This is a genomic window from Candidatus Defluviilinea proxima, assembly GCA_016721115.1.
Lineage (GTDB): Bacteria > Chloroflexota > Anaerolineae > Anaerolineales > Villigracilaceae > Defluviilinea > Defluviilinea proxima.
Genome location: JADKIW010000001.1, coordinates 3595515 through 3619358, shown reverse-complemented (window position 1 = coordinate 3619358; position 23844 = coordinate 3595515). Strand labels below are relative to the sequence as shown.

General features: G+C 50.6%; 20 protein-coding genes. 6 read left to right on the top strand and 14 right to left on the bottom strand.

What is annotated here, in order from left to right:
- The first annotated feature begins 62 nt into the window (after positions 1–62).
- Positions 63–4247, top strand: coding sequence for an alpha-amylase (locus IPP66_16740; GenBank protein ID MBK9926920.1), 4185 nt, complete (start codon positions 63–65; stop codon positions 4245–4247).
- 51 nt (positions 4248–4298) lie between these two features.
- On the opposite strand, the gene IPP66_16735 is transcribed toward IPP66_16740, so the two are convergent.
- From IPP66_16735 to IPP66_16705, 7 genes are all read right to left on the bottom strand, one after another.
- Positions 4299–7358: an FAD-binding protein gene (locus tag IPP66_16735; GenBank protein MBK9926919.1), complete on the bottom strand. Its 3060-nt coding sequence runs from the start codon at positions 7356–7358 to the stop codon at positions 4299–4301.
- 67 nt (positions 7359–7425) lie between these two features.
- Entirely contained in the window at positions 7426–7707 is a 282-nt protein-coding gene (locus tag IPP66_16730; GenBank protein MBK9926918.1) for a hypothetical protein, read from the bottom strand.
- A gap of 8 nt (positions 7708–7715) precedes the next feature.
- Positions 7716–8087, bottom strand: coding sequence for a VOC family protein (locus IPP66_16725; GenBank protein ID MBK9926917.1), 372 nt, complete (start codon positions 8085–8087; stop codon positions 7716–7718).
- A gap of 127 nt (positions 8088–8214) precedes the next feature.
- Positions 8215–9249 carry an ABC transporter permease gene (locus tag IPP66_16720; GenBank protein MBK9926916.1) on the bottom strand — a complete coding sequence of 345 codons (1035 nt, stop codon included), beginning with the start codon at positions 9247–9249 and terminating at the stop codon, positions 8215–8217.
- A complete protein-coding gene (locus IPP66_16715) occupies positions 9246–11171 on the bottom strand; it encodes an IPT/TIG domain-containing protein (GenBank protein MBK9926915.1) in 1926 nt (641 codons plus the stop codon). Before IPP66_16715 ends, IPP66_16720 begins: the two co-directional genes overlap by 4 nt.
- 29 nt (positions 11172–11200) lie before the next feature.
- Positions 11201–11911, bottom strand: a complete 711-nt coding sequence (locus IPP66_16710; protein MBK9926914.1) for an ABC transporter ATP-binding protein — start codon at positions 11909–11911, stop codon at positions 11201–11203.
- 22 nt (positions 11912–11933) lie between these two features.
- Positions 11934–12677, bottom strand: coding sequence for a YIP1 family protein (locus IPP66_16705; GenBank protein ID MBK9926913.1), 744 nt, complete (start codon positions 12675–12677; stop codon positions 11934–11936).
- Between the two features lie 207 nt (positions 12678–12884).
- Between IPP66_16705 and IPP66_16700 the strand changes: the two genes are divergently transcribed.
- The gene (locus IPP66_16700; protein MBK9926912.1) at positions 12885–13415 is read left to right on the top strand and encodes a GNAT family N-acetyltransferase; all 531 of its coding nucleotides are present in this window, start codon (positions 12885–12887) and stop codon (positions 13413–13415) included.
- Between the two features lie 8 nt (positions 13416–13423).
- On the opposite strand, the gene IPP66_16695 is transcribed toward IPP66_16700, so the two are convergent.
- A complete protein-coding gene (locus IPP66_16695) occupies positions 13424–13963 on the bottom strand; it encodes a hypothetical protein (protein ID MBK9926911.1) in 540 nt (179 codons plus the stop codon).
- Between the two features lie 9 nt (positions 13964–13972).
- The gene (locus IPP66_16690) at positions 13973–14815 is read right to left on the bottom strand and encodes a PIG-L family deacetylase (protein ID MBK9926910.1); all 843 of its coding nucleotides are present in this window, start codon (positions 14813–14815) and stop codon (positions 13973–13975) included.
- 89 nt (positions 14816–14904) lie between these two features.
- On the opposite strand from IPP66_16690, the gene IPP66_16685 reads away from it, so the two are divergent.
- Complete coding sequence (locus tag IPP66_16685) at positions 14905–16041, top strand: cystathionine gamma-synthase (GenBank protein MBK9926909.1); 1137 nt, start codon at positions 14905–14907, stop codon at positions 16039–16041.
- 45 nt (positions 16042–16086) lie between these two features.
- Here the strand turns inward: IPP66_16685 and IPP66_16680 are convergent, their stop codons facing one another.
- From IPP66_16680 to IPP66_16660, 5 genes are all read right to left on the bottom strand, one after another.
- Positions 16087–17319 (bottom strand): SpoIIE family protein phosphatase, encoded by a 1233-nt coding sequence (locus tag IPP66_16680; protein ID MBK9926908.1) that lies wholly within the window; start codon positions 17317–17319, stop codon positions 16087–16089.
- Positions 17320–17377: 58 nt separating this feature from the next.
- Entirely contained in the window at positions 17378–18676 is a 1299-nt protein-coding gene (locus tag IPP66_16675) for a hypothetical protein (protein MBK9926907.1), read from the bottom strand.
- A 3-nt stretch (positions 18677–18679) separates the two neighbouring features.
- A complete protein-coding gene (locus IPP66_16670; GenBank protein ID MBK9926906.1) occupies positions 18680–19756 on the bottom strand; it encodes a carbohydrate ABC transporter permease in 1077 nt (358 codons plus the stop codon).
- Entirely contained in the window at positions 19743–20669 is a 927-nt protein-coding gene (locus tag IPP66_16665; protein ID MBK9926905.1) for a sugar ABC transporter permease, read from the bottom strand. The genes IPP66_16670 and IPP66_16665 overlap by 14 nt, the downstream gene beginning before the upstream one ends.
- 68 nt (positions 20670–20737) lie before the next feature.
- Complete coding sequence (locus tag IPP66_16660; GenBank protein MBK9926904.1) at positions 20738–21373, bottom strand: deoxynucleoside kinase; 636 nt, start codon at positions 21371–21373, stop codon at positions 20738–20740.
- A gap of 148 nt (positions 21374–21521) precedes the next feature.
- Between IPP66_16660 and IPP66_16655 the strand changes: the two genes are divergently transcribed.
- The 3 genes from IPP66_16655 to IPP66_16645 all read left to right on the top strand — a co-directional run bounded on the left by IPP66_16655 (position 21522) and on the right by IPP66_16645 (position 23776).
- Positions 21522–21893: a hypothetical protein gene (locus IPP66_16655; protein ID MBK9926903.1), complete on the top strand. Its 372-nt coding sequence runs from the start codon at positions 21522–21524 to the stop codon at positions 21891–21893.
- A 9-nt stretch (positions 21894–21902) separates the two neighbouring features.
- Positions 21903–22265, top strand: a complete 363-nt coding sequence (locus IPP66_16650) for a hypothetical protein (protein MBK9926902.1) — start codon at positions 21903–21905, stop codon at positions 22263–22265.
- An 89-nt stretch (positions 22266–22354) separates the two neighbouring features.
- Positions 22355–23776: a phosphoglucomutase/phosphomannomutase family protein gene (locus IPP66_16645; protein MBK9926901.1), complete on the top strand. Its 1422-nt coding sequence runs from the start codon at positions 22355–22357 to the stop codon at positions 23774–23776.
- The last annotated feature ends 68 nt before the right edge of the window (positions 23777–23844 follow it).

Genomic DNA, 23844 nt, shown 5'->3' with positions numbered 1-23844 from the left:
CTCCATTTGTTGTACAATGAAACAGAATGTAACAACGATACTAGATCCTGAGGAGAGACTCTATGTATAGCACTGCTGTTCACGTTCGTCGTTTCTTTTCCATGGGGGTCAGCCTGCTCGTCGTATTGACCCAGGTCGTTTCCCCCCTACCCGTTCTTGCAGATCACACCCCCAGCCCGGCCAGTGTCACGGTTGCCGGGTCTCTGCAATCGGAGATGGGATGCGCGGGCGATTGGGACCCCGCTTGTGCCACCTCGCATCTGGCCTATGATGCGAGCGATGACGTCTGGCAAGGCACCTGGACAGTGCCCGCCGGAAGTTACGAATACAAAGCTGCGCTCAATAACAGTTGGGATGAGAATTACGGCGCCAATGCCGCGCCCGGCGGAGCCAACATCCCGCTCAACCTTGGCGCAGATACATCGGTCAAGTTCTATTACGATCACAAATCCCATTGGGCCACCGATAGCAAGAATTCGCGCATCGTCACAGCCCCGGGCAGTTACCAAAGCGAGATCGGTTGCCCCGGTGACTGGGACCCCAGCTGTCTGCACTCGTGGTTACAAGACCCCGATGGCGATGGCATGTATTCCTTCTCCACGGCCGATATTCCAGCGGGCAATTACGAATTCAAAGCGGCGATCAATGAAGGCTGGGATGAGAGCTACGGCGATGGCGGCGGGAACAACATTCCGTTCACCGTGCCCGGCGCTGGTTTCCTCGTCACCTTCTCGTTCCACTCTGCCACTAATACCCCCAGCGTAACCGTCACAAGCACAGGCCCCAAACTGGATAACAATGTGGAATGGGACGGCCTGCGCCATGACTCACGCGACAATCTCTACCGCACGCCCGGCGGCGCGGTTCCTGCCGGGACGAACGTCCTGATCCGCTTTCGAACGTTCCACAACGATGTGACGGCTGTCACACTGCGCGTCTACGATCTTAACACCAGTGGCCAGCAACTCATCCCCATGAACCCTGCCGCTACCGATGTCTCTTGTTACCAAAGCGGACTCGAAGCTTCCACGTGTGATTTCTGGCAGGCATCTATCACGCAGGCCTCACCGAACAACTTGTGGTATCGCTTCATCGTCACCGATGGAACAGATACCAATTACTATGCCGATAACACAGCCGCGCTCGATGGCGGTCTCGGGAGTGTCAGCGATAACGTAGTGGATAACAGTTATGCGCTCATGTTCTATGATCCCGCCTTCACTGCACCTGCCTGGGCCAAGAGCGCCAGCATTTATCAGATATTCCCCGATCGCTTCCGCGACGGACGCGTGAGCAACAACCCGCATACGAACGATGTCCGTTACGATGACCCGGTCCTCAAGCTTCCGTGGAACGTATTGCCCGAGGGCTTTTGCCGAAACTATTCGGATGCTGCGACCAACTGTCCCTGGAGGTTTGACGCGACGCCCCCTGCTGATAGTCCCCTCAAAGAACAGCCGCGCGGACGTGATTACTTCGGCGGCGATCTGAAAGGCGTCGATCAATATCTCGATTACCTGCAAGTGCTTGGCGTCAACACGCTCTACTTCAATCCCATTTTTGATGCGGGCTCCAATCACTCGTACGATACGCAGAACTACTATCAGGTCGATCCCTACTTTGGCACACAAAAGGATTGGGAGAATCTCGTCAAGCACGCAGACCAACGTGGCATGCGCATCGTTTTAGATGGCGTTTTCAATCACATGTCATCGGATAGTCCGCTCTTTGACCGTTACCACCACTACGGCACTCTTGGAGCCTGTGAATCGCCTCTTTCCCCATATCGAAGCTGGTTCTACTTTCAAGATGTGACTCCCGGCACTGGGACTTGTGTGGGCAGTGATGGAAGTGCCGCCTCAGCCAACTACACCGGCTGGTTCGGTTTCGATTCGATCCCCGTCATCAACAAGACCCTACCCGCGGTTCAGCAATACTTCATCACCAACAATGATAGCGTCACCAACCATTGGCTCAACGCTGGCTCCAGCGGCTGGCGCATGGATGTGATGGGCGATGCATCCTTTCCTGCTGGCTATTGGGAAAGCTTCCGCACTGAAGTAAAGACCACCGATCCGCAGGCCTTCATCATCAGTGAGACCTGGCAAAAAGATGGCACGCTCCTGCGTATGGTACGCGGCGACCGCGCCGATACCACTATGAACTATCGCTTGCGCGATGCAGTGATCGGTTTGCTTGCGCCGCAAGGCTTCGACTCAAAAGGCTTTGCCGATAGCGGACGCATCATTGCCCCGTCTGAGTTTTCGGCCCGCATGCAATCGATGCGCGAGGATTATCCTGATGCCGCGTATTACTCGCTCATGAACCTGCTCGATAGCCACGACACCGAACGCCTGCGCTGGACGTTGACCCCCGGCGAAGAGACCAAGGCCAACAAGGAATTGAACCCAACCAGCGTTGCCGAAGGGAAGCTCCGCCAAAAGCTTGCTTCGTTCATCCAGTTCACCGTGCCCGGCGCTCCCACCGTTTTCTACGGCGATGAAGTCGGCATGACCGGCGATGATGACCCCGATGACCGCCGCACCTATCCGTGGGGTGATCGAGGTGGCTCGCCGGATTATTCGATGTTCTTCCATTACACGGCACTGAACGCCTTCCGCAAGACCCAGCCCGTGTTGGTCAACGGCGATTTCAAAATGTTGCTGGCTGATGATGCGTCACAGGTCATTGCCTATGGCCGCAAAACCACCAAACAAGCCGCGCTCGTGATCGTCAATCGTAACAACAGTACACAGAATTTCACGATCCCTGTGGCTGGTTACCTGCCAAACGGCATCGAATTAGGCAAGCTCTATACAGTCGGCAACGCGGGCATGCACAAGGTCACCGTGACGAACGGCAGTATCAACGGGAGTGTCGGCCCGATGAGCGCGGTATTGCTCATTAGCAAGTTCGTCGACCTCAAAGCCCCGACCCCGCCGACCAATCTCCATGTCACGAATGAAGGCAGTGAAACCGTAAGCCTCGCCTGGGACGCAGTCGCTGGTGCGAGCAAATACACCCTCTATCGCAGTCCCGTCAGTGGCGGCGGTTGGGTTGCTATTGCATCCGATCTCACGGGCACATCCTATACCGACACCAGCGTAGTCAACGGGAAGAATTACTACTACGTAGTCACTGCTTCGGATTCGATTGGAAACGAAAGCGGCTACTCCAATGAAGTCTCCGCGTTGCCTCACATCAATATCGGTTGGGCAAACTTGCAATGGCCGCCAACGCTCACCCACACTATCAGCCCCACCAACCGCACGGCAAACGTCTACGGACAAGTGTGGATCGACGGCATCACCAATCAACCCGGCGCCACGCCCGGCTTGATCGCCCAATTGGGCTTTGGCCCCGAAGGTAGTAACCCGAGTGACAATGCCAATTGGATCTGGGTGGATACCACATTCAATGGAACCGCTGGCAATAACGATGAGTTTGTCGCCAGCCTTCTACCCACAAGCACCGGCACGTTCGATTACGTCTATCGCTACTCCACCACCAACGGCCGCGACTGGCTGTATGCAGACTTGAACGGCCCAATCCCCACCGGAAACTCACCAGCCAACCCCGGCAAATTGACCGTGAACGCAAGCAGTGACACAACTCCCCCATCCGCGCCTACTGGGTTGACCGTTGCCAGCGCAAGCCCTGCCGCGATCTCCCTCACTTGGGACGCACACCCGAATACTGACGGTGACCTCGCTGGCTTTGAGGTCTATCGGGATGGCGTGTTGTTAGCTACCGTATTGGGTGCATCGGTCACAAGCTATACAGATCTGGCTGTTGTAGAGAATGCAAGTTACGAATACTACATCGTAGCCATCGACACCAGCTTCAACCACTCAACAGCATCGAACACTGTAACTGCTACTGCCACTCCGAGAACGGTCACAGTGACCTTCAATGTCACTGTCCCTGCCTCGACAGATGGCACAGGCCGCTCGGCATATATCGCAGGCTTCCTCGATCGCCTGGATGGCGGCCTGCCACAATGGGATCCAAGCGGTGTTGTGCTTACCCACGTCGATGCCACCCACTGGACGATCACCCTGACCGGCAAAGAATCAACCCAGATCGAATATAAGTACGCACTGGGCTCATGGGACTTTGTAGAAAAGGATGGAGGCTGTGGCGAAATTGCCAACCGTCAACTTACACTCACCTACGGCGCAACTGGCAACCAGACAGTGAATGATATAGTAGGCAACTGGCGCAATGTAGCCCCCTGCGGTAACTAGTTCATAGCCAGCAATAAAAAAAGTGCGGAGGTCGTTGACCTCCGCACTTTTTCATTTCATCAACCTATCCCTTACCAACATGATCGGATGCACCGCCTTCACATCCGCTCCCTGCTCGATCTGCATCCTGCACGCCGCACCCGAGGCCACAACCCCCACCGCCCTAACGGGCACCTCCCCCAAATCCGAAATCGATACATCATCTATTACATCAACTCTCTCTTTCGGATTTGGGGGAGGCTGGGAGGGGGCAAGCAATGGAAACAACTTCAACTCCCCCACCTGCATCGAAAGTTCATAATGCTCGGCCTCATAGCCGAACGTCCCTGCCATGCCGCAACAGCCTGTATCCAACACCTCCACCTCATAGCCGCACGCACGCAATAACTCCACGGTCGCATTCGTCCCGCTCGGCAGGCCATCGTCCGCAAGGCCCTCTGCACGTTGGTGACAGTGAGGTTGAAAAAGAGTTTTCGTATTGCTGGTGGTTGAGTAGCCGCGCTCTTGCTCTTTGCGGCGTATCGAAACCACATCCATCAAAGCTTCCTCTTTTCCATTATTTTTCTGCACTATCCTGCCTACACGCAAATTAGAAAAACCATCAGAACGCAAAAGGTATTCGTCGAGTAACCAGGTTCGAGCGGTGCGTGAGGCGATCTCGTCCCTGCGATGCGGCAACAGATCGACATAATCATTTTTGAGACAATACACTTCAGGAGGTTCGATCCCGACAATCACCGCTTCATTCTTCGGATCAAGCTGATTCAGCGCATCCAGCATTTTCCCGGCGTGACGTTTTGCCGCTTCGATAAATCCCTTGGAAAGCAAGGCCGCACCCGCACCGATCACAGGCACGACCTGCACATCGTATCCGCATGCCGCCAACACATCAAATGCGGCCTGTTCCACATCGGGTTCGATATACCGCGCAAAAGCATCAGACATGAAAATAATTTTTTCTCCGTGACTTCGTGGCTCCGTGGTTAGCGTCTTTGCTCTTCGAGTTGCAAACTTCGGGAACGGACGTTTCTCTGTCACGCCCAAAACTTTCGCCAAAATATTCTTGAGCAATGGAATACTCATCACCGCATTCGATAGCGGTGCAATCGAAGCCGCCAATTTGGCAGTCACATCAAAATATCCAAACGCATAATCCCGCAACGGACGGCGATGCGACTTGTAATACTCATTCTCGAATGCATATTTCAACTTCGCCATATCCACGCCGCTCGGACATTCCGCTTTACATCCCTTGCAGGCGAGGCACAGGTCAAGCGCCTGATATGTTGCATTCATCAATTCTTCGCGCGATCTACTGACAGATAACTGTTCATCGCTAAAAGCTATCATTGCTCGTAAAAGGTTTGCACGTCCACGTGTTGAGTTCTGCTCCTCGCGCGTCGCCTGATACGATGGACACATAACGCCATTTGTTTTTCTGCACACACCCTGCCCATTACAATGCTCGATCGCGCCAGCTATTCCGCGTTCGTGACCGAAATGCAAAGAAGAGTTCCATGCCTTCACTTGATAACTCTCGTCAAAACGTAAATGTGTATCCATCGGCGGGGCATCGAATAGTTTGTTCGGGTTCAATAAGTTGTCGGGGTCAGCGGCATACTTCAACGCACGCATCGCGTCGGTCATTTCTTTGCCATAGGTCTTCTCGATCCACTCCCCCGAAACGATCCCATCACCATGCTCACTGCTCATGGAACCGCCGAGGCTCATCGTCAACTTGAAGACTTGCTCGCTAATGCTTCGCATGGCGCGCACACCTTCGCCACTTTGCAAATTCAAAACAGGACGAATGTGCAGGCACCCCGCAGAAGCATGAGCGTAGATGCCGCCCTCTGTGCTGTGCGCAGACATGATCCTCTCTACTTCGCGCACAAACTCACCCAACCTCTCCACAGGGATCGCGCAATCTTCAATGAATGCTACAGGCCTTGCCGCTTGCGGACGCGAATCCAATATCCCCAAGCCCATCTTACGGATGTTCCACACTTTGGTCTGTTCTTCTTTGGATTCCGCAATTGCCAATACAGCGCCAATGCGACGAACCGCATCTTTCAAAGCCGATGGTTGGTCACCACTAAACTCAACAACCAACACTGCGGCAGGATCGCCAAAGATCCACCCCATCTGCCTCGCATATGCAGGGACGCTTCTCGCCAACTGCAAGATCATACGCGGAATTAATTCGATAGCACTTGGTTCAAATGTCAACAAGCGAGGCACATCGTCACAAGCATCTGCGATGCTTTGATATGCCAACACACCCAATATTGTATGCTTCGGCTTCGGCACAAGGTTGACCTTCGCGTGGCGCATCACGGCGAGAGTCCCTTCAGAACCAGCAAGCAAGGGTGCCAGGTTCCAAGTGCCAGGTTTCAAGTTCGCTGGATAGGTATCTCCTATCCAGCGAGGAGGTGCAACTGGGCTCCAAGGCAGAAGATAATTCAAACGATAGCCAGCGGAATTGCGCCATGTTTTAGGGTAATGTTGTTTAACTAAATCAACGTATTTCTCTCGAATAGTCTCTACTGTTGAAGCAAGTTTTGATCTGATACTTTCATCCCATGTTTCCAGCGTACCGTCTGCAAGGATGACATCAGCCGAAAGCAAATGGTCCGCGCTCATGCCGTAAAGAATGGAATGTGCACCTGTGGCATTGTTACCGATCACGCCACCCATCGTCGCGCGTTCAGCAGAGGCAGGGTCGGGGCCAAACATCAAGTCATGTTTGGCGGCCGCAGAGTTCAGGTCCGCGAGAACGACGCCTGGTTCGACAATAGCGGTTCGAGAGTTAGGATCAATATTTAGGATGGAATCCAACCAACGTGAGCAATCCAAAATCAGAGCTTGCCCGATCGCCTGCCCGCCCAACGATGAACCTGCACCACGCGGCAAAATAGGGACTTTATATTTGGCGGCCAGTTCTACAGCCGATTGCAGGTCATCTTGCGTTTTGGAAATAGCAACACCAAGCGGCTCGATCTGGTACATCGAGGCGTCGGTGCTGTATAAAATTTTAGAGGCGGTGTCGAGGCGAATATGCCCCGTGAAATGTTTGCGTAGTTCGTTGACGAAATCAGGGTGAAGAGACATACCCTCATTTTAACGCAACATCGGGATAGGCTCTCTTCCTATCCCGATGTTTGACGATTTGATCGTTCTACGAAATTTCGACAAATTCTCGTTCAGAATTAGGAACACGTCGAATCTCTCCACACGTTTCGAGATCGAGTTCAACAATGTTGAAGTAATGTGAAATCGAATCTTGGAAACTTCTATAAAGGCGTCTCTCTACAACTGCATATAATTCGATCAAAGCCATCGGGCCATACACAACGAGGTGTTTGAGAATGGTGGCACGCATGCGGTTGTATTTGCCTTTATCGATACATACGACCTGATCGGACAGGTCGAGGTAAGTGGCATATGTTGTTCCGACCATTTTGCCGCCTATGTGGTGGCATCAGGATTCATGCTTGTGTAAAGTCCCAGTACATTGCCGGTGGGATCTTGAAAGATAGCAAACCACCCCATCCCAGGGATCTCGGTCTTCTTGTAGAGAACTTTCCCTCCAAGTTTCTCTACATTCTTCAGGTCGGTTTCGATATTGTCGCTATCGATATAGACCAGCACCTGCCCTGCAGGGTTCACGTCCGATACCTGCGGAAAGCCGCCGCCAGAGCCGCTGCCATCTTCCCACATCGTGTAGTTCATCTCAGGCATGGGATTAAGTTTCCAACCAAACAATCCCTGATAAAACTTCCCTGCCGCCTCCACATTCACAGATGGTATTTCAACATGGACAATATTTCGCTTGGACATTGTATTCTCCTCTTGGACTAAATTAGATAACAACAATCCAATTTTAGAACACTCGTTCTAAATAGTCAAGCGTCAGATGTGGAAAGGTCTTTGAAAGAGGCGGCAGATATGGGGGAAGAAAGAGGCGCTACTCGTATTTGAGAGCCAGCACAGGAATCATTGTCGCGGCACGCAGAGCGGGATACAGCCCTGAAAGCATTCCAATCAAAGTAGAAAAGAGAAGTGCAAATAATGGGAGCCATAACGGCGTGTACACGGCTACGCTGGGAGGCGCACCACCCTGCTGTGTAGCTTGATTGGCAAGGTATACAATCGCCAGGACGTTGATGCCCTGTCCGGCGAGCCAACCGATGAGCACACCACCGAGGCCACCAAGAAAGCCAATGCCTGAAGCTTCCCCTAAAAAGATGGCGAGCACATCACGATTGGTTGCACCGACGGCTTTCATTAAACCGATCTCGCGCGTGCGTTCCAGAATAGACATGGCCATGGTGTTCGCAATGCCGATGGCGGCAACCAACAAGGCAATCGCACCAACGCCACCAAAGATGACTTGCAAGACTACAAAGAAGTTATTGATTCCTTGAACAAAAGATTGTGGCGTGTATGCCTGAAATCCCATCTCTGTGATCTGATCGGTAATATCGATCACTTCATCCACGTTGGTTACTTTTACAATAACTTGGCCGTAACTTTCCTTGTTGTAGTTGATGCGGCGATTCTGCGCCCACTCGTTCAGTGACTTAACTTGATCGAGAGGCATGTAAATGGTCCAGTCTGACTCGCCGCGCGTTTCCTTGAGGACACCCGTCACACGCACGCTAAAGTTCTTACGTATCTCCGTTCCCTGTGCATCCCACTTGGATGCAATCATTTGAACCTGTTGATCGAACAGTTGAGGTGGAGGCGGAGGTTCCTGTCCGGGCCTGAGACGAGGATCGTAAAAATTACTGGCGACCATCGGGCCAACAACAATCGCGCCACGCCCCAAGGCAGTAGAACCTTCAATGGCTTCCAAGCCCAGTTCGCTGAGGTCCTTCACTGCCACACCTGTGATACTCATCGAACCTTCAAGCTTCTGATATTTGAGTAAGATACCCGTCATTAAGTATTCCCGCGGGATAACAGCCTCAACACCGGGAATTGCGCGAAGATCGTTCAATGCGAAATTCGTGAGCAGAATCTGTCCTTGCCCACCGCCCCCCCCCTCCCCCTCCCTTTTCTTTTCTTTCCCCCCCTCTTTTCCCCCCTCCCCCCCCCCCCCCCCCCCCCCCCCCCCCCCCCCCCCCCCCCCCCCCCCCCCCAAACCCAAAATCCCCCCCCCCGCCCCCCCCCCCCCCCCCCCCCCCCCCTCTTTTCTTCCCTTCCCCCCCCCCCCCCCCCCCCCCCCCCCCCCCCCCCCCCCCCCCCCCCCCCCCCCCCCCCCCCCCCCCCCCCCCCCCCCCCCCCCCCCCCCCCCCGCCCCCCCCCCCCCCCCCCCCCCCCCCCCCTTTTTTTTTTTTTTTCCCCGCCCGCCCCTCCTCCGCCACCGCCACCGTTCATGGATGGATCAGGTGTAGGCTCGATAAAAGCTTCTTCCACTTCAACTTCCAATTTCTTTGTGATCGTACGTGGCTGATTGAAATCATCTACATATTCGATGACTACATCAAGACTCTGCGAACCGACTTGCTCCGGGGTAAACATCGAGTCAAGCGTAAAATAACCGCCCGCATCCAGTTGCCCGACAAGGCTGCTTCCGTTTTCGATCAGCCCGCTACTCGCTGACAACTTAATGTTCCCCAACACAGCAGTCCGTTTCGCCAAATTCACAACCTGGATCGGCAATGCACCGGGTTGTCCTGTATAGAACGGGTCTGGCGGGCGATAAAAACTCACGTCCACATTGGGCAAACTATAGATCAATAATGTAATGACTTGCTCATCATTGATCACTTCGCTCTTATCATTTAAATAAGAAAACGTGATCTTCACAGGGTAAGCGCCCGGGTTGGTAGATACATTGACAATTAAATTCTGCGCCACTTGGATCTTATCGCCTGCCGCAAGATCACCAAGCGACTGCACATTGGACGACCCCACCGGCGCAAAATTAGCGAAATCGCCGCTACCACCAGAAACGCCACCCGGCTGAGGAGTCCCTCCGCTTGTGCCGCTGGAACCACCACCAACGATCATGGTGATACGCTGTGCTTTGACGTTACCCAAGTTCTGAACGGTCAGCTTCAGGGCAAATTGTTCACCCGGCTGAAGTGGATCCACACTACTTGAGTATTCTGTGATCACCAACTGTGAGCTTTTAACTCCCGTGGGCGTTGAAGTAGCGGCGGCTACACCACTATACACAGTACCATTGACCGGAATGGAGATCGTGAACTTATCCGCGTAGGATGATCCTTTTTCATCGTAATAGGTCACTGTCAAATCTGTGACAATAATTCCTTTGCCATAAATTTCCGCCGAAACGTAAAACGTCTGACTGACGTCTTTTTGATCATCAAATGGGACATTGCCAAGCGCCACAACACCGCCCGTTTTTGTAGGCACGAGGTCGGCAGACGTATATGCTGCTTGTGCGCTATAAGCCGTAGCCTGTCCAACATTTTCAACCACCACCTTTAAAGTGACATTGTTACCGGTCTGCAATCCACCGTTCACCTTTGAAGACACAACTACAAATTGGGGGCGATTGAAAGGCGCCAGAGTCGGCGTGGCTGTGGGAGGCTCAGGTGTTAAAGTAGGAACAGGAGCAGTCACACTTAATGTAGCTGAATTATTGGCCAAACCACCTGTCATGGAAACTGTAATCGTATGATCTCCAACAGAAAGCCCAGAGGGGACTGTAGCAGTCAGAGTTTGGTCATTGAGGAAATTCGTACTGAGTGCCCCGCCATCCAAAAGAACTGCCGCGCTACTATCAAACCCCGTACCAGAGACAGTGATAACAGAGTCAACATTGTTGATAACACCGCTGGGTGTAATAGAAAGAAGGTCAGCCGCATATACGGGACTAAACGGCACAACTGCCATCAACAGAGCAAAGAGTGTGGAAAAAGAAATAATTCGTGAGAATTTTTTATTCATGGTTCTCCAAATTTCAGAGGTCATTGTTTTTACGATGCTTCCAGTGCAGCGGACTGGTACTCTGCATCGCTGACAATGTGTCCATCGAGCAGATAAATTGTCTGCGTAGCAAAACGGACCATGCGAGGATCGTGTGTAACGACCAAAACCGTCCGCCCGGAGGCGTGTAGGTCTGCAAGCATTTGCATCACAATCACACCACTGGATGTATCGAGGTTGCCGGTCGGTTCGTCAGCGAGGATCAGGCTCGGATTGTTGACCAGTGCACGGGCAATGGCGACGCGTTGTTGTTGTCCGCCGGAAAGTTCTGTAGGGCGATGGTCAGACCGGTCGCCAAGACCAACCTGATCGAGGAGAGTGCGTGCTTGTGCTTCGCGTTGAGCTGGTTTGGCTCCGGCAAACTGCATGGGGAAGGCTACGTTTTGTAATGCAGTCATGCTGGGGATGAGATTAAAAGATTGGAAGACAAATCCCATACTTCGGCGGCGAAAGAGCGCGAGTGAATTTTCATCCATATCTGTCATGGACTGATCCCCCACCCAAATTTCGCCGGAGGTGGCACGATCCAAACCTCCGAGTAGATAGAGCAATGTGCTCTTGCCAGAACCAGAAGGGCCCATCACTACAGTAAAAGTGTTGGGCATAATTTCAAGGTCAACACCATCCAAAGCACGGACTGTTGTGCCGCCCATCTGGTAATGTTTCTTCAGGTTATAAATACGAATGAAAGGCTTGGTCATAAAAGTGTAAAACGTTCAAGTGCTATAGACCTGCCCCACTAAGTTTTGCAGCTAGAGTAACCACCCCAGCCCCTATGCTAAGAATAAGCAACATGATCAAAGCCACAATAACAAGAGACTTGCCCTTCGTCAATCCATCTGTGTTTGAGAGACCGATGGTCAAAAGAAGTATGACCCAAAACAAAAAGATATCAACACCGGCGAGCATGTTGAAGGCAAAGCCCGGACCGGAGGCAAACCCCGAAAGGCTTGGGCTGGTAATGGAATGTTGCGCGAGGAACATATATGCAACACGCAGAATATCACGTATTGCGTATGGAAGATTTGCCCATCCAACAGTGTTCAATGAACCTAGCATGGAGCCGCGTCCACCAGAAAGGGTTGAGCCAAGGTGCAAGAGACCGGCAAACACAAACCATCCCAACCACAATTTGGTCAGGGAACTGATCAATGGCATTACATACATGAACACAGGTCCTTGTGTAGCCTGTTGTGCCTGCATGTAGTTGTCCTGCATTTCAGGCGTCCAGTATTGCCAATCTTGAGGAAGTGATATCTCGCCCATCGCTGCGGCGCGGGTATTCAAGTAGCCAGCTGTAAGCACAGCAAGGATAGCCGTGACACTCAAAATAAGCATGGGCGTTAACCAGGTGGCGCGTGATTCAGATGTCATCTCTGCGAACACAGCGCGTGGATTAAACAATACCGCAAAAACTCGCGGTAGGTCAAAACGTCGAACAGGATTTGAAGTTGTAGTTGTTGTCATAGGTATAGACGAATTGGATTCTATCACTCTTCACAATTACGCATATTAACGAAAAACATATTACGTTTGTTCCCACTATTTTGTTTTATAAAACAGGTGTAAACTCTACCAAGCTTCTCCTAATATTTTCTAAATCAGAAAATATTAGGCATTGAACAGAATACAATTCCAAGCTGATAGAGCAAGAGATCTACAAATCATTCTGATATGGCAATCATCCTCGAAACGGACCGTCTCCTTCTCAGGCATCTTGTGCCGGACGACCTCAATGAGTTGTTCCAGCTCTATCAAGATCCTGAGATTCGTCGTTATTTCCCTGATGGCACAAAGAATTACGAAGAAACCAAAGAAGAACTGGAATGGTTTCTCAACGGGCATCCTGAACATCCCGAGCTGGGACTCTGGGCAACGGTTCATAAAAGGACAGGCAGGTTCATAGGTCGCTGTGGCTTGCTTCCATGGGAGATCGACGGCAAGTTGGAGATCGAGGTCGCTTATTTGTTGAATAAGAATTTCTGGCATCAAGGTCTGGCAACAGAAGCCGCAAAAGGCATCTTGACGTACGCATTCAACACACTGAACTTATCCCGCATCATATGCCTCATGGACCCTGACAATATCGCTTCACAAAATGTTGCCAAACGGATCGGCATGACGCTTGAAAGAAAAGTGGACGGTATTGCAGGAGATAACTTTCCCACTTTTATCTATGCAATTAATAGAGTAGGTCCTGCATAAAGCAAGACTTACTCTATTTCTGGTAAATCAAGAAGGTCTTTTACCCCAAACTGGTTTTCAAAACAATCCAACAACTCGCCCGCCCGAATTCGAAGTTCAGACTCTTCTGTATCATTCTCACGAGATTTATTCAAGAACTCAAGTTGATCAACAAATCGATCACGAAAACTACTATGAGATGAAGCAGGCAACAGGTTCTCAACAACTTGGATCTTTGCCTTCGCCTGCTTTACAACTCGCAACGCTTTGGGAAGTGAAACGCTTTCATCAAGCAATTCCCTGAGCAGTTTGCACTTATACGAATCACAGCCACGTGGATATTGAGGCGATTCATAAATAGTACAAATTCCATTCCACATCGGGCAGGGTTGAGTAAACCCACGCTGACGTGGGTCTGACCGAATGACATTTAACCCCAGTTTTTCCAGGGGCGTTAACTCGACCGCCTTCAATCGAACCCAGGAAAATAAATGTCCCGTGCAACAAAGCCCACAGGCTTTGCATAATTCAGTCGCTTCAGATGCTTGAGAATATTCGATCTCTGTCATGACAACAGATTATATTCCATCGAACAGATCACGTCCTCTGCGGAAGCTCCCGTTCACGGGCGGATATGCGCGCATATAGTCTTCACTCTCGCCAAAGAATCTGGTGATAAATCCCATAAGTCCACGCCGCATTTGACCACCTCCCTGTGAGGCATGTTGTGCGCTGGCATGGCTTTTGATCTCGCTCACGGAACGGGTATTGATACGGACATGGATCGGATAATCTACGATCAGGTCGGTCAGGTCAATGTCACCGTTACGGCCGAACTTATGCGGGTCCTTGCCGAACAACGGCATGAGGCGCACCGTCCATTTGAGAAACCAACGAGGAAAAACCTGATAGTAGAGAGCAAGCGGTTTGAAAGGCGCACCAGCCTCGGGGTGGAAGGAGGCGTCATCCGCTTTTTCAAAGGCGAGCGTCGCCGCACGTTGAATATGGATGTGATCAGGATGTCGATATCCGCCGATCGGGTCAAATGTCAAAACGATCTCAGGCTTGAGCTCACGGATATATTTGACAACACGTCCTGCCACTTCATCGATCGGGTGCGCCACTTGCGCATCAGGATGTTTATTATCTGCGGAGCCTGGCATGCCCGAATCGCGATAGCCTAAAAAGAACACTTCTTTGAGACCCAAAATCTTTGCGGCGCGCATCAACTCAGCAGTTCGCATTTCAGCGGTGTCTTTGTAGCCCTTCATAAATTCTTCGTCTGCTGAACCAACTTCACCGCGCGTGGCGCAAACGTAATATACGTCGTAACCCTTTTGTGCATAGAAGGCAAGCGTACCGCCCAAACCAAATGTTTCATCGTCAGGGTGAGCCAGCACTGCCAAAATCGTTTTTGTCATGTTTCCTCTTATACTGTGGGTATTATATAATCTAATTTACAACCTCTTACCAGACAACGCATCCCCCTCAAACTTTACAAGGAGCACGAATGAAATTTGAAACGCTCGCCATTCACGCAGGTCAGGAACCAGACCCCAACAACGGCGCTGTGATGACGCCTGTGTATCTCACGTCCACGTACATGCAGGATGGTGTCGGGAAACCACGTCAGGGATATGAATATTCGCGCACGATGAATCCCACGCGCAAGGCATTGCAGGATTGTCTCGCCGCGCTCGAAGGCGGACAGTTCGGATTGGCCTTCGCCTCCGGCCTTGCCGCTACCGATACCGTTCTGCGTTTATTAAATTCGGACTCACATGTACTGGCCGGGAATGACGTCTACGGCGGCACATTCCGTCTCTTTGATAAAGTTCTCCGCCGCTTCTCTCTCGACTTTACGTTTGCTGACACCACCGATCCTGAATCTGTCGCTGAAGCTTTGACTCCGTCCACACGCCTCGTGTGGCTTGAGACGCCCACAAATCCCATGCTCCGCATTACAGATATTCGCGCCGTCGCTGAGATCGTCCACGCACATCCGAACAATCCCTTGCTCGTCGTAGATAACACCTTCGCCACGCCGTATCTGCAACGTCCGCTTGACTTGGGCGCGGATATCGTCGTCCACTCGATGACCAAATATCTCGGCGGTCATTCGGATGTGGTCGGCGGTGCTGTGGTCGTTAAGGATAAAGAACTCGCCGATAAGCTTTACTTTTTACAAAACGCTGTCGGCGCCGTGCTCGGACCGATGGATGCATTTCTCGTATTGCGCGGCATCAAGACTCTCCCCCTCCGCATGGATCGTCACTTTGAAAATGCAACCGCAATCGTTGAGTTTTTATCCAATCACCCAAAAGTGGAAAAGCTCATCTATCCGTTCTACGAGAGTCATCCGCAATACAAAGTAGCCAAGCAACAAATGAAGAACGGCGGAGGCATGATCTCCTTCCTTATCAAAGGCGGAAAAGATGCCGCGATCAAAATGGTCGAAGCCACAAAGATATTCACCCTCGCCGAATCATTGGGGGGCGTCGAGTCGCTGATCGAAGTCCCTGCCGCCATGACCCATCTCTCCGTCGCTGGCTCACAACTGGATGTAGACCCATCGCTTATTAGATTATCAGTTGGCATTGAGAACAAAGAAGATCTGATCGAAGACTTGAAACAAGCATTAGGATAATAGGTATAAAAGCAAGAGACCGAGTTTTGAACTCGGTCTCTTTTATTATTTCGTATGAATTGCGACCAGCGTTACATCATCGTCTTGTTTCGAACCATCCTGATATTTCATCAGTTTCTCGAACAGCTCGTCACAACCAGCCTGCGCGTTGATCTTCTTTAGATTCCCCATTGCAGTCTTGATTCGGTCTAACCCAAACGGTTCACCTTTGGGGTTACGACAATCCGTCATGCCATCTGTGAACATGATGAGAAGCGAATCCTTTGGCAGGGTCAACTCATTCTCATCCAGCGTAATATCTTCCCATAATCCCAACGCCATGCCGGGTTTATGCGGGAGTCGTGTTACTTCGCCATCCGATGTTAATAACAAAGGAGGTTCGTGCCCAGCGCGTGCATACGAAAAATGGCCAGTGCTCGTATCGAGGACACCAAACAACGCTGTCACAAACTGCGTGAACTTTTCAAAACGAGTAATATGTTCATTCGCCATGCGAAGAACATCTCCCGGCGAAATGACATCGTCCGCTTCCGCGATGATGAGCGCATGAGCCCGCGCCATAAAAATAGCAGAGGGGACTCCCTTATCCGCGACATCACCGATCAATATGCCATACTTATTCTCACCAAGTTTGAAGACATCATAAAAATCGCCTCCCACCTGACGGGCGGGCAGGATTCGGCCTCCGAAATCATATCCATCCGGCGACGGCAAAACGTCGGGCAGGATCGACATTTGAATGTCGGCGGCAACTTCCAGTTCACGTTCGAGGCGTTCTTTTTCGATCAATTGCTCTTGCGCGGCTTTAAGTTCATCATATGCTTTTTGAAGTTGGCGGTTTTTCTCAGTGAGGTCACGGAATGTCGAAACGTTTGTACTATCCAATCGATGGCTCAACACACTGACCAGTGTGCTGGCTAGTTGAGGATGACGGTGAAGCAAATCATTGAATTGTTGACGACTCATGCTCAACAACACAGATTCACCACGTCCACGCACACTGGCTGTTCGAGGTGCCCCCGTGGCCAGACTCATCTCACCGATATATTCCCCTTCATGGATGGTATTCAGGAGCATTTCTTCTGGAGTATCCGGCGCTTTGAGAATATCAAGGTCACCTTTGACCACCACATAGAGATGTTCGCCCGGGTCCCCTTCGCGAAAAAGGATTTCCCCCGGCTTGATGTTGACTACGCCCATCTCAGAGGTGAGACGATCCAACTCAGTATCAGGTAAACCAGTAAAAAACGGAATTCGCGCAAGAAGGTTAGCGGACATCGAAATTTTGGCCTCTTAGCTTAGTAATAATTTATTGTACACGATGAATATGTGCATGCTACGCAACCCACATATTGAAAGCGTACAGCATGGCAAGCAAACCCATCAAGAGAACGCTTAGGATCGTCCAAGCCCGGTCAAAGACGGGATTCTTGCCCCAGCTTGACAATGTAATAAACACCGCAGGGGCCGCAAGGATGTACCGATGAATACCCTGTGGCGCCCCACTACCCCACGAGATTACCAATACCATCATGCTGAACCAGCCAATCTCTGGATATTTTTTGATACAGACAATGCAGGATACAACACTGATGATGAGACCCAAGAATTCGGTAATGTAATAGGCGGTATGTTGAGGATTCGCCCCTGAGATCATTTCTTTGAAGGCAGTTGCCCAAGCATAATAAGCATATCCAAAATCGACAAAGGCCCGCCCAAAGAAATGCGTTTCAACGTAATCAAATGCCAACCCGTAGCGAGAGAACTTCCAAATCAGGAAAGCGATCACGGGCGCAAAGGCCAATAAGGCTTTATAGAACGGACGCAGAGGTACACCCTGATGAAAGATCTGCCGCCACTCAAGGTCGAGGTCCATCCATTCGCCGGTACGAATCCACACGATGATCATAGGCACGATCAAAGTCACTCCTACAGCACGTGTCAGCGTGGCAAGCACACCAAGGATTGCCGCCGCCAGCCAATTATTTCGTTTGAGCATCGCAAGACACGAAAATGCAAGCCCGACGAACAGGCCCTCCGTATAGACCTGAGTGAGGAAAAAGCCGGTCGGAAATATGATCAGATAAAAGGAAGCACGAAGCGCTCCGTCTTCCCCGAGGCTGTCTTTGGTCATATCGAACAGCGCCAGCATCCCAAACAAAGCTCCCAATGCAGAGACAATGACCCCGGCCAGCGTAGCAGTGGCGATGGGATTCAGCCCAAATATCTGAAGCGGAAAGGCAAAGACCCGTATCATCAGTGGGTAAAAGGGAAAGAACGCATAGCTCAAAGAAATGCTTTTGCTAAAATCGGACTCAGCCGGCACAGGATACAGAGGCGTACCTGTTACAACTCCCGTTTGTGTGAGATGCGGAGAGTAGGGATTATCGTATCCGCCAATGGCAATGGCGAGGTAGTATTCCGAATCCCAAGCGACTTGATTGTTCATGAATGGTTCAAGCAGATAGATATGCCCGGTCTGATAGCCCGGCCTGTTCGCCGACTCTTCTGTCCATTCCTGTGCGCGATCTGGGAATTGTGGCACGAAACGTGCAACGGCCAATGCCTGAAAAGCGATCACGATCAGCGCCCAGGCCAGCCAAATAAAAATAATTGTACGAGTTGATTTCGTCATTGTTTATTTCTCGATCTGTGTAACGATCATATCTTGCATAAAGAACCGCTGGGAGAATAACAACACGACCACTGGAACGATCATGGCCGCGAACGCACCCACCATGAGGACTTCTGGCGTGAAGGCATAAGTCTGTGTGCGTTGTATCCCGAATGAGATAGTTTGAAGGTCAGGGGCAATGCCAAGGTAGAGACTTATCAAGCGGGTCTCGTTCCATACATAGAAGAAGTGAAGCAGACCCACGGTGGTCACCACAGGTACCGACTGCGGCAATATAACCGAAATGAGGATACGCAAAGGACTGGCCCCATCCAGCATGGCGGCTTCGTCCAAATCACGGGGAATGCTACGGAAGTTCTGGCGAAGTAAAAAGATGAGGATCGCGTTCCCAAAGAAATGCGGAACGATCAATGGCAACCATGTCCCGATCCAATTCAACGCATTCCCACTAAAGAGAAAGTACGTGGGCACAAGCGTGATGTTGCTTGGGATCATAATGGTGGCAATCAAGAGGAAGAAAATATATTTGAGGCCCGGAATACGGAAGCGCGAGAAGCCATATGCCACAGCAATCGAGGAGAGCAATACCCCAATTCCACTGATCACGGCAATGATCATCGTATTCTTGAGATACAACCAGACCGGTGTTATGGCAAAAAAGTCTGTGAAGTTGTTGAACGCAAGCTTGAAGTGATAGACCGCTTCAAGAGAACGCCAATTGCCCGTCCATTCAATCAAACCTGCTTCAGGGTTTTTCGGGTCAACAAACTGACTCACCGTACGGGTAGGCTTATACAACGCCCACTCCTTTACACCATCATCAGTCGGCACTTTGTATACGGTCAAGTCCGTGCCCTCGTAGTTGAACTTTACGCGTTCAGAAGGCAGGATCGGCGCACGCGAATCCAAAAATTGTTCGCTTGGGGTGAGAGACGCGATCACCATGAACGACAACGGAGAAAGATAAAGCAGAATAAACAGGAACACGAATAGATTCAGTAATGCGGTCCCAGTAAAGTCCCACAACTTGAATGTGAGCGTGGACATGTCGCTTTTGCGGCGAGGTTTAAATATTTTCATCTTCATCATCCTCGGGGAAATACACCCAGCGCTTCGATGATCGGAACAGAAAGACAGTCAATGTCATCATGACAATGAAGGTTATCCAAGCTACAGCGCTGGCATATCCAAGGTCAAGGCGAGTGAACATCAAAGTATTGATATAGCCCTCGATTGGAGAAAGACTAAAGTTGAGAATATACCCACGGTCCAGTAATACTGCGCCACCAAAGGCACCGGTCAAGTTGATCACCAATGTGAAGAAGATGGCCGGAGAAATCATGGGCAAAGTAATGTAAATAAACCGGGCCAAAGGGCCCGCTCCATCCACACGAGCCGCTTCATAGACTTCGTTAGGTACGCTTTCCATGGCACCATACATGATAAGGAAGCCTGGGCCAATGCTCCACAAGGTCATAAACGGCAGGAACAAACCAAACCCATCAATGGGAGGAAGATGTAACGGGGTCGTAACCAGACGATTCAAATATCCCTGAGAGCCAAAAAATATAAAGGCAATCGAGGTCGCTGGGATAATACTGGTCATAAAGACCAGCGTCCGTGAAAGGCGTTTATTGAGCAATCGTTCACTGGTAAAGAGTGCCGCCAGCAAAAGCGCAAACACCAATTCCAGAGGAACCGTCAATAGAAAGTAGCTGAGCGAGCCAGACAAACTCGCTCCTGCCTCGATGTCACTAAAGAACTGACGGTAATTGGTAAGGCCGATAAACCTTGCTGCTTGTGGCGATAACATCTGAAAATCGGTCAACGAAATAACAAATGCCGCAAGGATCGGCAACGCCTTTAACAAAACAAAGCCAATGACCCACGGGGCAAGGAACATCCACCCGAGTGTCGCTTCTCTTTGTTGCATTCGGGTGCGTTTTGCGGGTTTGCCCCGCAAAGCTACCGCACCTCGATTCAAAATACTCATGAAAATTCTCTCCTAATCACTTTAAATAAATACATCAACCTTGGCCCCCACCAGTCCTAGAGTCACAATTAGAACTCAACAGTCTCTTTACCGGCCAATTTATCTTGAATACGTTCGATTACAGTATCCAGATGGTTTTGTTGATGCACAAAATCCAGATCATCACTTCTAATCGTGAGAACAGGGCAAAGGTCGAAAGAACCCAACCACTCGTCATAAAAAGAATCGAGCAGGGATAAATAATCGGGCGAAATGCCAGTCTCCATGTTACGCGCGCGGCGGCGAATGCGGTCCATCAAAACATTTACAGGCGCTTTGAGATAGATCAACAAATGAGGGCGCGGCATGGATTGCACAACCAGCTCGAATAGACGACGATAGGCAAGATAATCGCGTTCTGCAAGATCACCCATGTGGTGTAATGCCCGCGCAAAAATATGAAAATCCTCGAAAATACTGCGGTCCAAAATCGCCGAACGTGAATCACGTGCCGCATCCATGTATTGCTCAGCACGGTGCCCTAGAAAAAACACCTGTAAATGGAAAGACCAGGTGCGCATATCGCCATAAAAGTCCGCCAAATATGGGTTATCGGCAACAGACTCGTAACCCGTCCACCACCCCAACCTCGAACCAATACGCTCGGTTAATGAAGTTTTTCCCACACCTATATTCCCCGCAACCACCACAAGATGTTTGGTCATATCGGCCTCACAATGTTAAAAAGATGAAGCTAGTATAGGCGTATCAAATCAATTTGTCGAGACTTCTTCGCTAATTGAGAGTATAATTTAACACTTAGGAGACTACATGACAGCCAAACTCAACATCAAAGACGCCTCAGGGTGGACAATGCTCATCTTCGGTATTCTCGCGCTTCTTCTTGGAATTTTAGGCCTGATCCGCCCCGAGATCCTTTTATCACTCCTTGGCTTTACCGTGCTAGACCGTACCGCAAGAGCCGCTGGAGATTACACACTTGTCTTTATGACGGCCTCGTCCATGGCTTCTGTCAATATGGGCATATATTACATTCTTGCCGCGTTGAATGATGTAAAACAATTCTATAAATGGACCGTTCCGTTCCGATGTGTCACATTTACCGTTTTTACGCTGGCCGTAATCACCGGTTTGGCCCCAGTTAAATTCCTTGGTGTTGGTATATGGGAACTGGTCGGAGCAATCGCTACTGGCATCGCCCTACAAAGCGACGCAAAAAAATAGGAGAGTATTATGCGCTCACAATGGATCGAACACAACGGAAAGAAGATCTTTTACCAGGATTTCTCCAAACTTTTCTTTAACGCCGCCGCTGTCAAAGCAGAGCTCGCGGAAGTACAAGAGATCGTCAAAGCACAGCCGAAAGACTCTGTGCTCATCTTGACCGATATGCGCGATACAAATATCGGCAGTGAATTACTCCCGTCCATGAATGCGGCATCTTCCGCCACCAAGGCGCATGTTCACAAAACGGCAGTATTGGGCGTCACTGGCATGAAGCGCAAACTTGCGGACCTGCTCATTTCGTTGACAGGCCAACAATTAAAATATTTTGACGATATCGACCTCGCCAAAAAGTGGCTGACTGAAGAATAAGGATCAAAACCCCGAGTGAAAGTTCGGGGTTCTTTTTATCATGGCACTGGGTATAATCACATCATCATCTATTAACAGGAGTTTGAATCATGGCATTCAAAATTAAATTTGGTACAGACGGCTGGCGCGGCGTGATCGCTGATGACTATACCTTCGAAAATCTTCGACGTGCCGCACAAGGCTTCGCATCCTATTTGGTCGAAAAGGGATATGCCGGGAGATGGGTCGTGGTGGGACATGACAAGCGTTTTCATTCAGAGAATTTTGCTGCGGCAACTGCTGAAGTATTAGTTGCCAACGGCTTGAATGTGTATCTCACCGATGGAGCAACACCAACCCCCGTCATTGCGTTTGCTGTTGTTGACAAAAAAGCTTGTGGTGCTGTCAACATTACTGCATCACACAACCCACCCACTGATAACGGATTCAAAGTCCGCGACTCGAATGGTGGCGCGATAGACCCTGAAGGTTTGAAAAGGATCGAAGCGCTGATCCCAGACTCGGTCGAGGCAGTGAAGCGTGTGGATTTCCAGAATGCGTTACGAGATAAGAAAGTCGTCTACTTCGATGCATCGGAAGGATATACGGCGAACATCCTGAAATTGGTAGATGTACAAAAGATCAAGGACGCTGGCTTTACCGTAATGGTGGATGCGATGTGGGGCAACGGCGCGGGATGGTTCACAAACCTGATCGGCGGCGGCAAGACCAAGATCATTGAGATCCACAACGAACGGAATCCTTCGTTCCCTGAAATGAAACGCCCCGAGCCGATCCGCCCGAACATTGACGTTGGTTTGAAAGCCACCGTTGACAACAAAGCAGACGTGTTGCTCATCACCGACGGTGATGCAGACCGCTGTGGTATTGGCGATGAGAACGGCGAATTCATCAATCAGTTGCGGGTATATGCGTTGCTGGCGTTGTATCTGCTTGAAGCACGCGGTGAGCGTGGTGCCATTGTGAAGACACTTTCAACAACCACAATGCTCAACAAACTCGGCAAACTCTACGATGTGCCCGTCCATGAAACCGGTGTGGGCTTCAAATTCGTTGCGCCCAAAATGATGGAAACTGATGCGCTCATCGGTGGTGAGGAAAGTGGTGGTTATGCCTTCCGTGGCAATGTTCCAGAACGTGATGGCATTCTCGCTGGGCTGTACTTCCTCGATTTTATGGTCCAAACCGGCAAGAAACCGACCGAACTCTTGAAGATGTTGTTCGATAAAGTTGGCGAACACTTCTACGACCGCGTGGATACACCGTTCAGCGGTGACCGCCAAACTCGCGAGCAGATGATTCTGGACGCCAAGCCTCAAACACTCGGTGGCTTGAAAGTCACCGAGCTTGTCACAGTGGACGGTTTCCAATTCAAACTCGAAGATGGTGGTTGGTTGCTCATCCGCTTTAGCGGTACCGAGCCGATCATGCGCGTGTATTGCGAGACCATGCACAAAGATAAGGTCAAAGCAATTTTAGATGATGGCTTAAAGGTTGCAGGGATAAAATAAATCCCCACGTCAGATTCAGAAAGACATAAATCACAATAGTCCCTCCCCATCGGAGGGACTATTATTTC

Coding starts and splice junctions, on each gene's coding strand:
- IPP66_16740 (MBK9926920.1), top strand. CDS start 63: ATGTATAGCACTGCTGTTCACGTTCGTCGTTTCTTTTCCATGGGGGTC.
- IPP66_16735 (MBK9926919.1), bottom strand. CDS start 7,358: ATGTCTCTTCACCCTGATTTCGTCAACGAACTACGCAAACATTTCACG.
- IPP66_16730 (MBK9926918.1), bottom strand. CDS start 7,707: ATGGTCGGAACAACATATGCCACTTACCTCGACCTGTCCGATCAGGTC.
- IPP66_16725 (MBK9926917.1), bottom strand. CDS start 8,087: ATGTCCAAGCGAAATATTGTCCATGTTGAAATACCATCTGTGAATGTG.
- IPP66_16715 (MBK9926915.1), bottom strand. CDS start 11,171: ATGAATAAAAAATTCTCACGAATTATTTCTTTTTCCACACTCTTTGCT.
- IPP66_16710 (MBK9926914.1), bottom strand. CDS start 11,911: ATGACCAAGCCTTTCATTCGTATTTATAACCTGAAGAAACATTACCAG.
- IPP66_16705 (MBK9926913.1), bottom strand. CDS start 12,677: ATGACAACAACTACAACTTCAAATCCTGTTCGACGTTTTGACCTACCG.
- IPP66_16700 (MBK9926912.1), top strand. CDS start 12,885: ATGGCAATCATCCTCGAAACGGACCGTCTCCTTCTCAGGCATCTTGTG.
- IPP66_16695 (MBK9926911.1), bottom strand. CDS start 13,963: ATGACAGAGATCGAATATTCTCAAGCATCTGAAGCGACTGAATTATGC.
- IPP66_16690 (MBK9926910.1), bottom strand. CDS start 14,815: ATGACAAAAACGATTTTGGCAGTGCTGGCTCACCCTGACGATGAAACA.
- IPP66_16685 (MBK9926909.1), top strand. CDS start 14,905: ATGAAATTTGAAACGCTCGCCATTCACGCAGGTCAGGAACCAGACCCC.
- IPP66_16680 (MBK9926908.1), bottom strand. CDS start 17,319: ATGTCCGCTAACCTTCTTGCGCGAATTCCGTTTTTTACTGGTTTACCT.
- IPP66_16675 (MBK9926907.1), bottom strand. CDS start 18,676: ATGACGAAATCAACTCGTACAATTATTTTTATTTGGCTGGCCTGGGCG.
- IPP66_16670 (MBK9926906.1), bottom strand. CDS start 19,756: ATGAAAATATTTAAACCTCGCCGCAAAAGCGACATGTCCACGCTCACA.
- IPP66_16665 (MBK9926905.1), bottom strand. CDS start 20,669: ATGAGTATTTTGAATCGAGGTGCGGTAGCTTTGCGGGGCAAACCCGCA.
- IPP66_16660 (MBK9926904.1), bottom strand. CDS start 21,373: ATGACCAAACATCTTGTGGTGGTTGCGGGGAATATAGGTGTGGGAAAA.
- IPP66_16655 (MBK9926903.1), top strand. CDS start 21,522: ATGCTCATCTTCGGTATTCTCGCGCTTCTTCTTGGAATTTTAGGCCTG.
- IPP66_16650 (MBK9926902.1), top strand. CDS start 21,903: ATGCGCTCACAATGGATCGAACACAACGGAAAGAAGATCTTTTACCAG.
- IPP66_16645 (MBK9926901.1), top strand. CDS start 22,355: ATGGCATTCAAAATTAAATTTGGTACAGACGGCTGGCGCGGCGTGATC.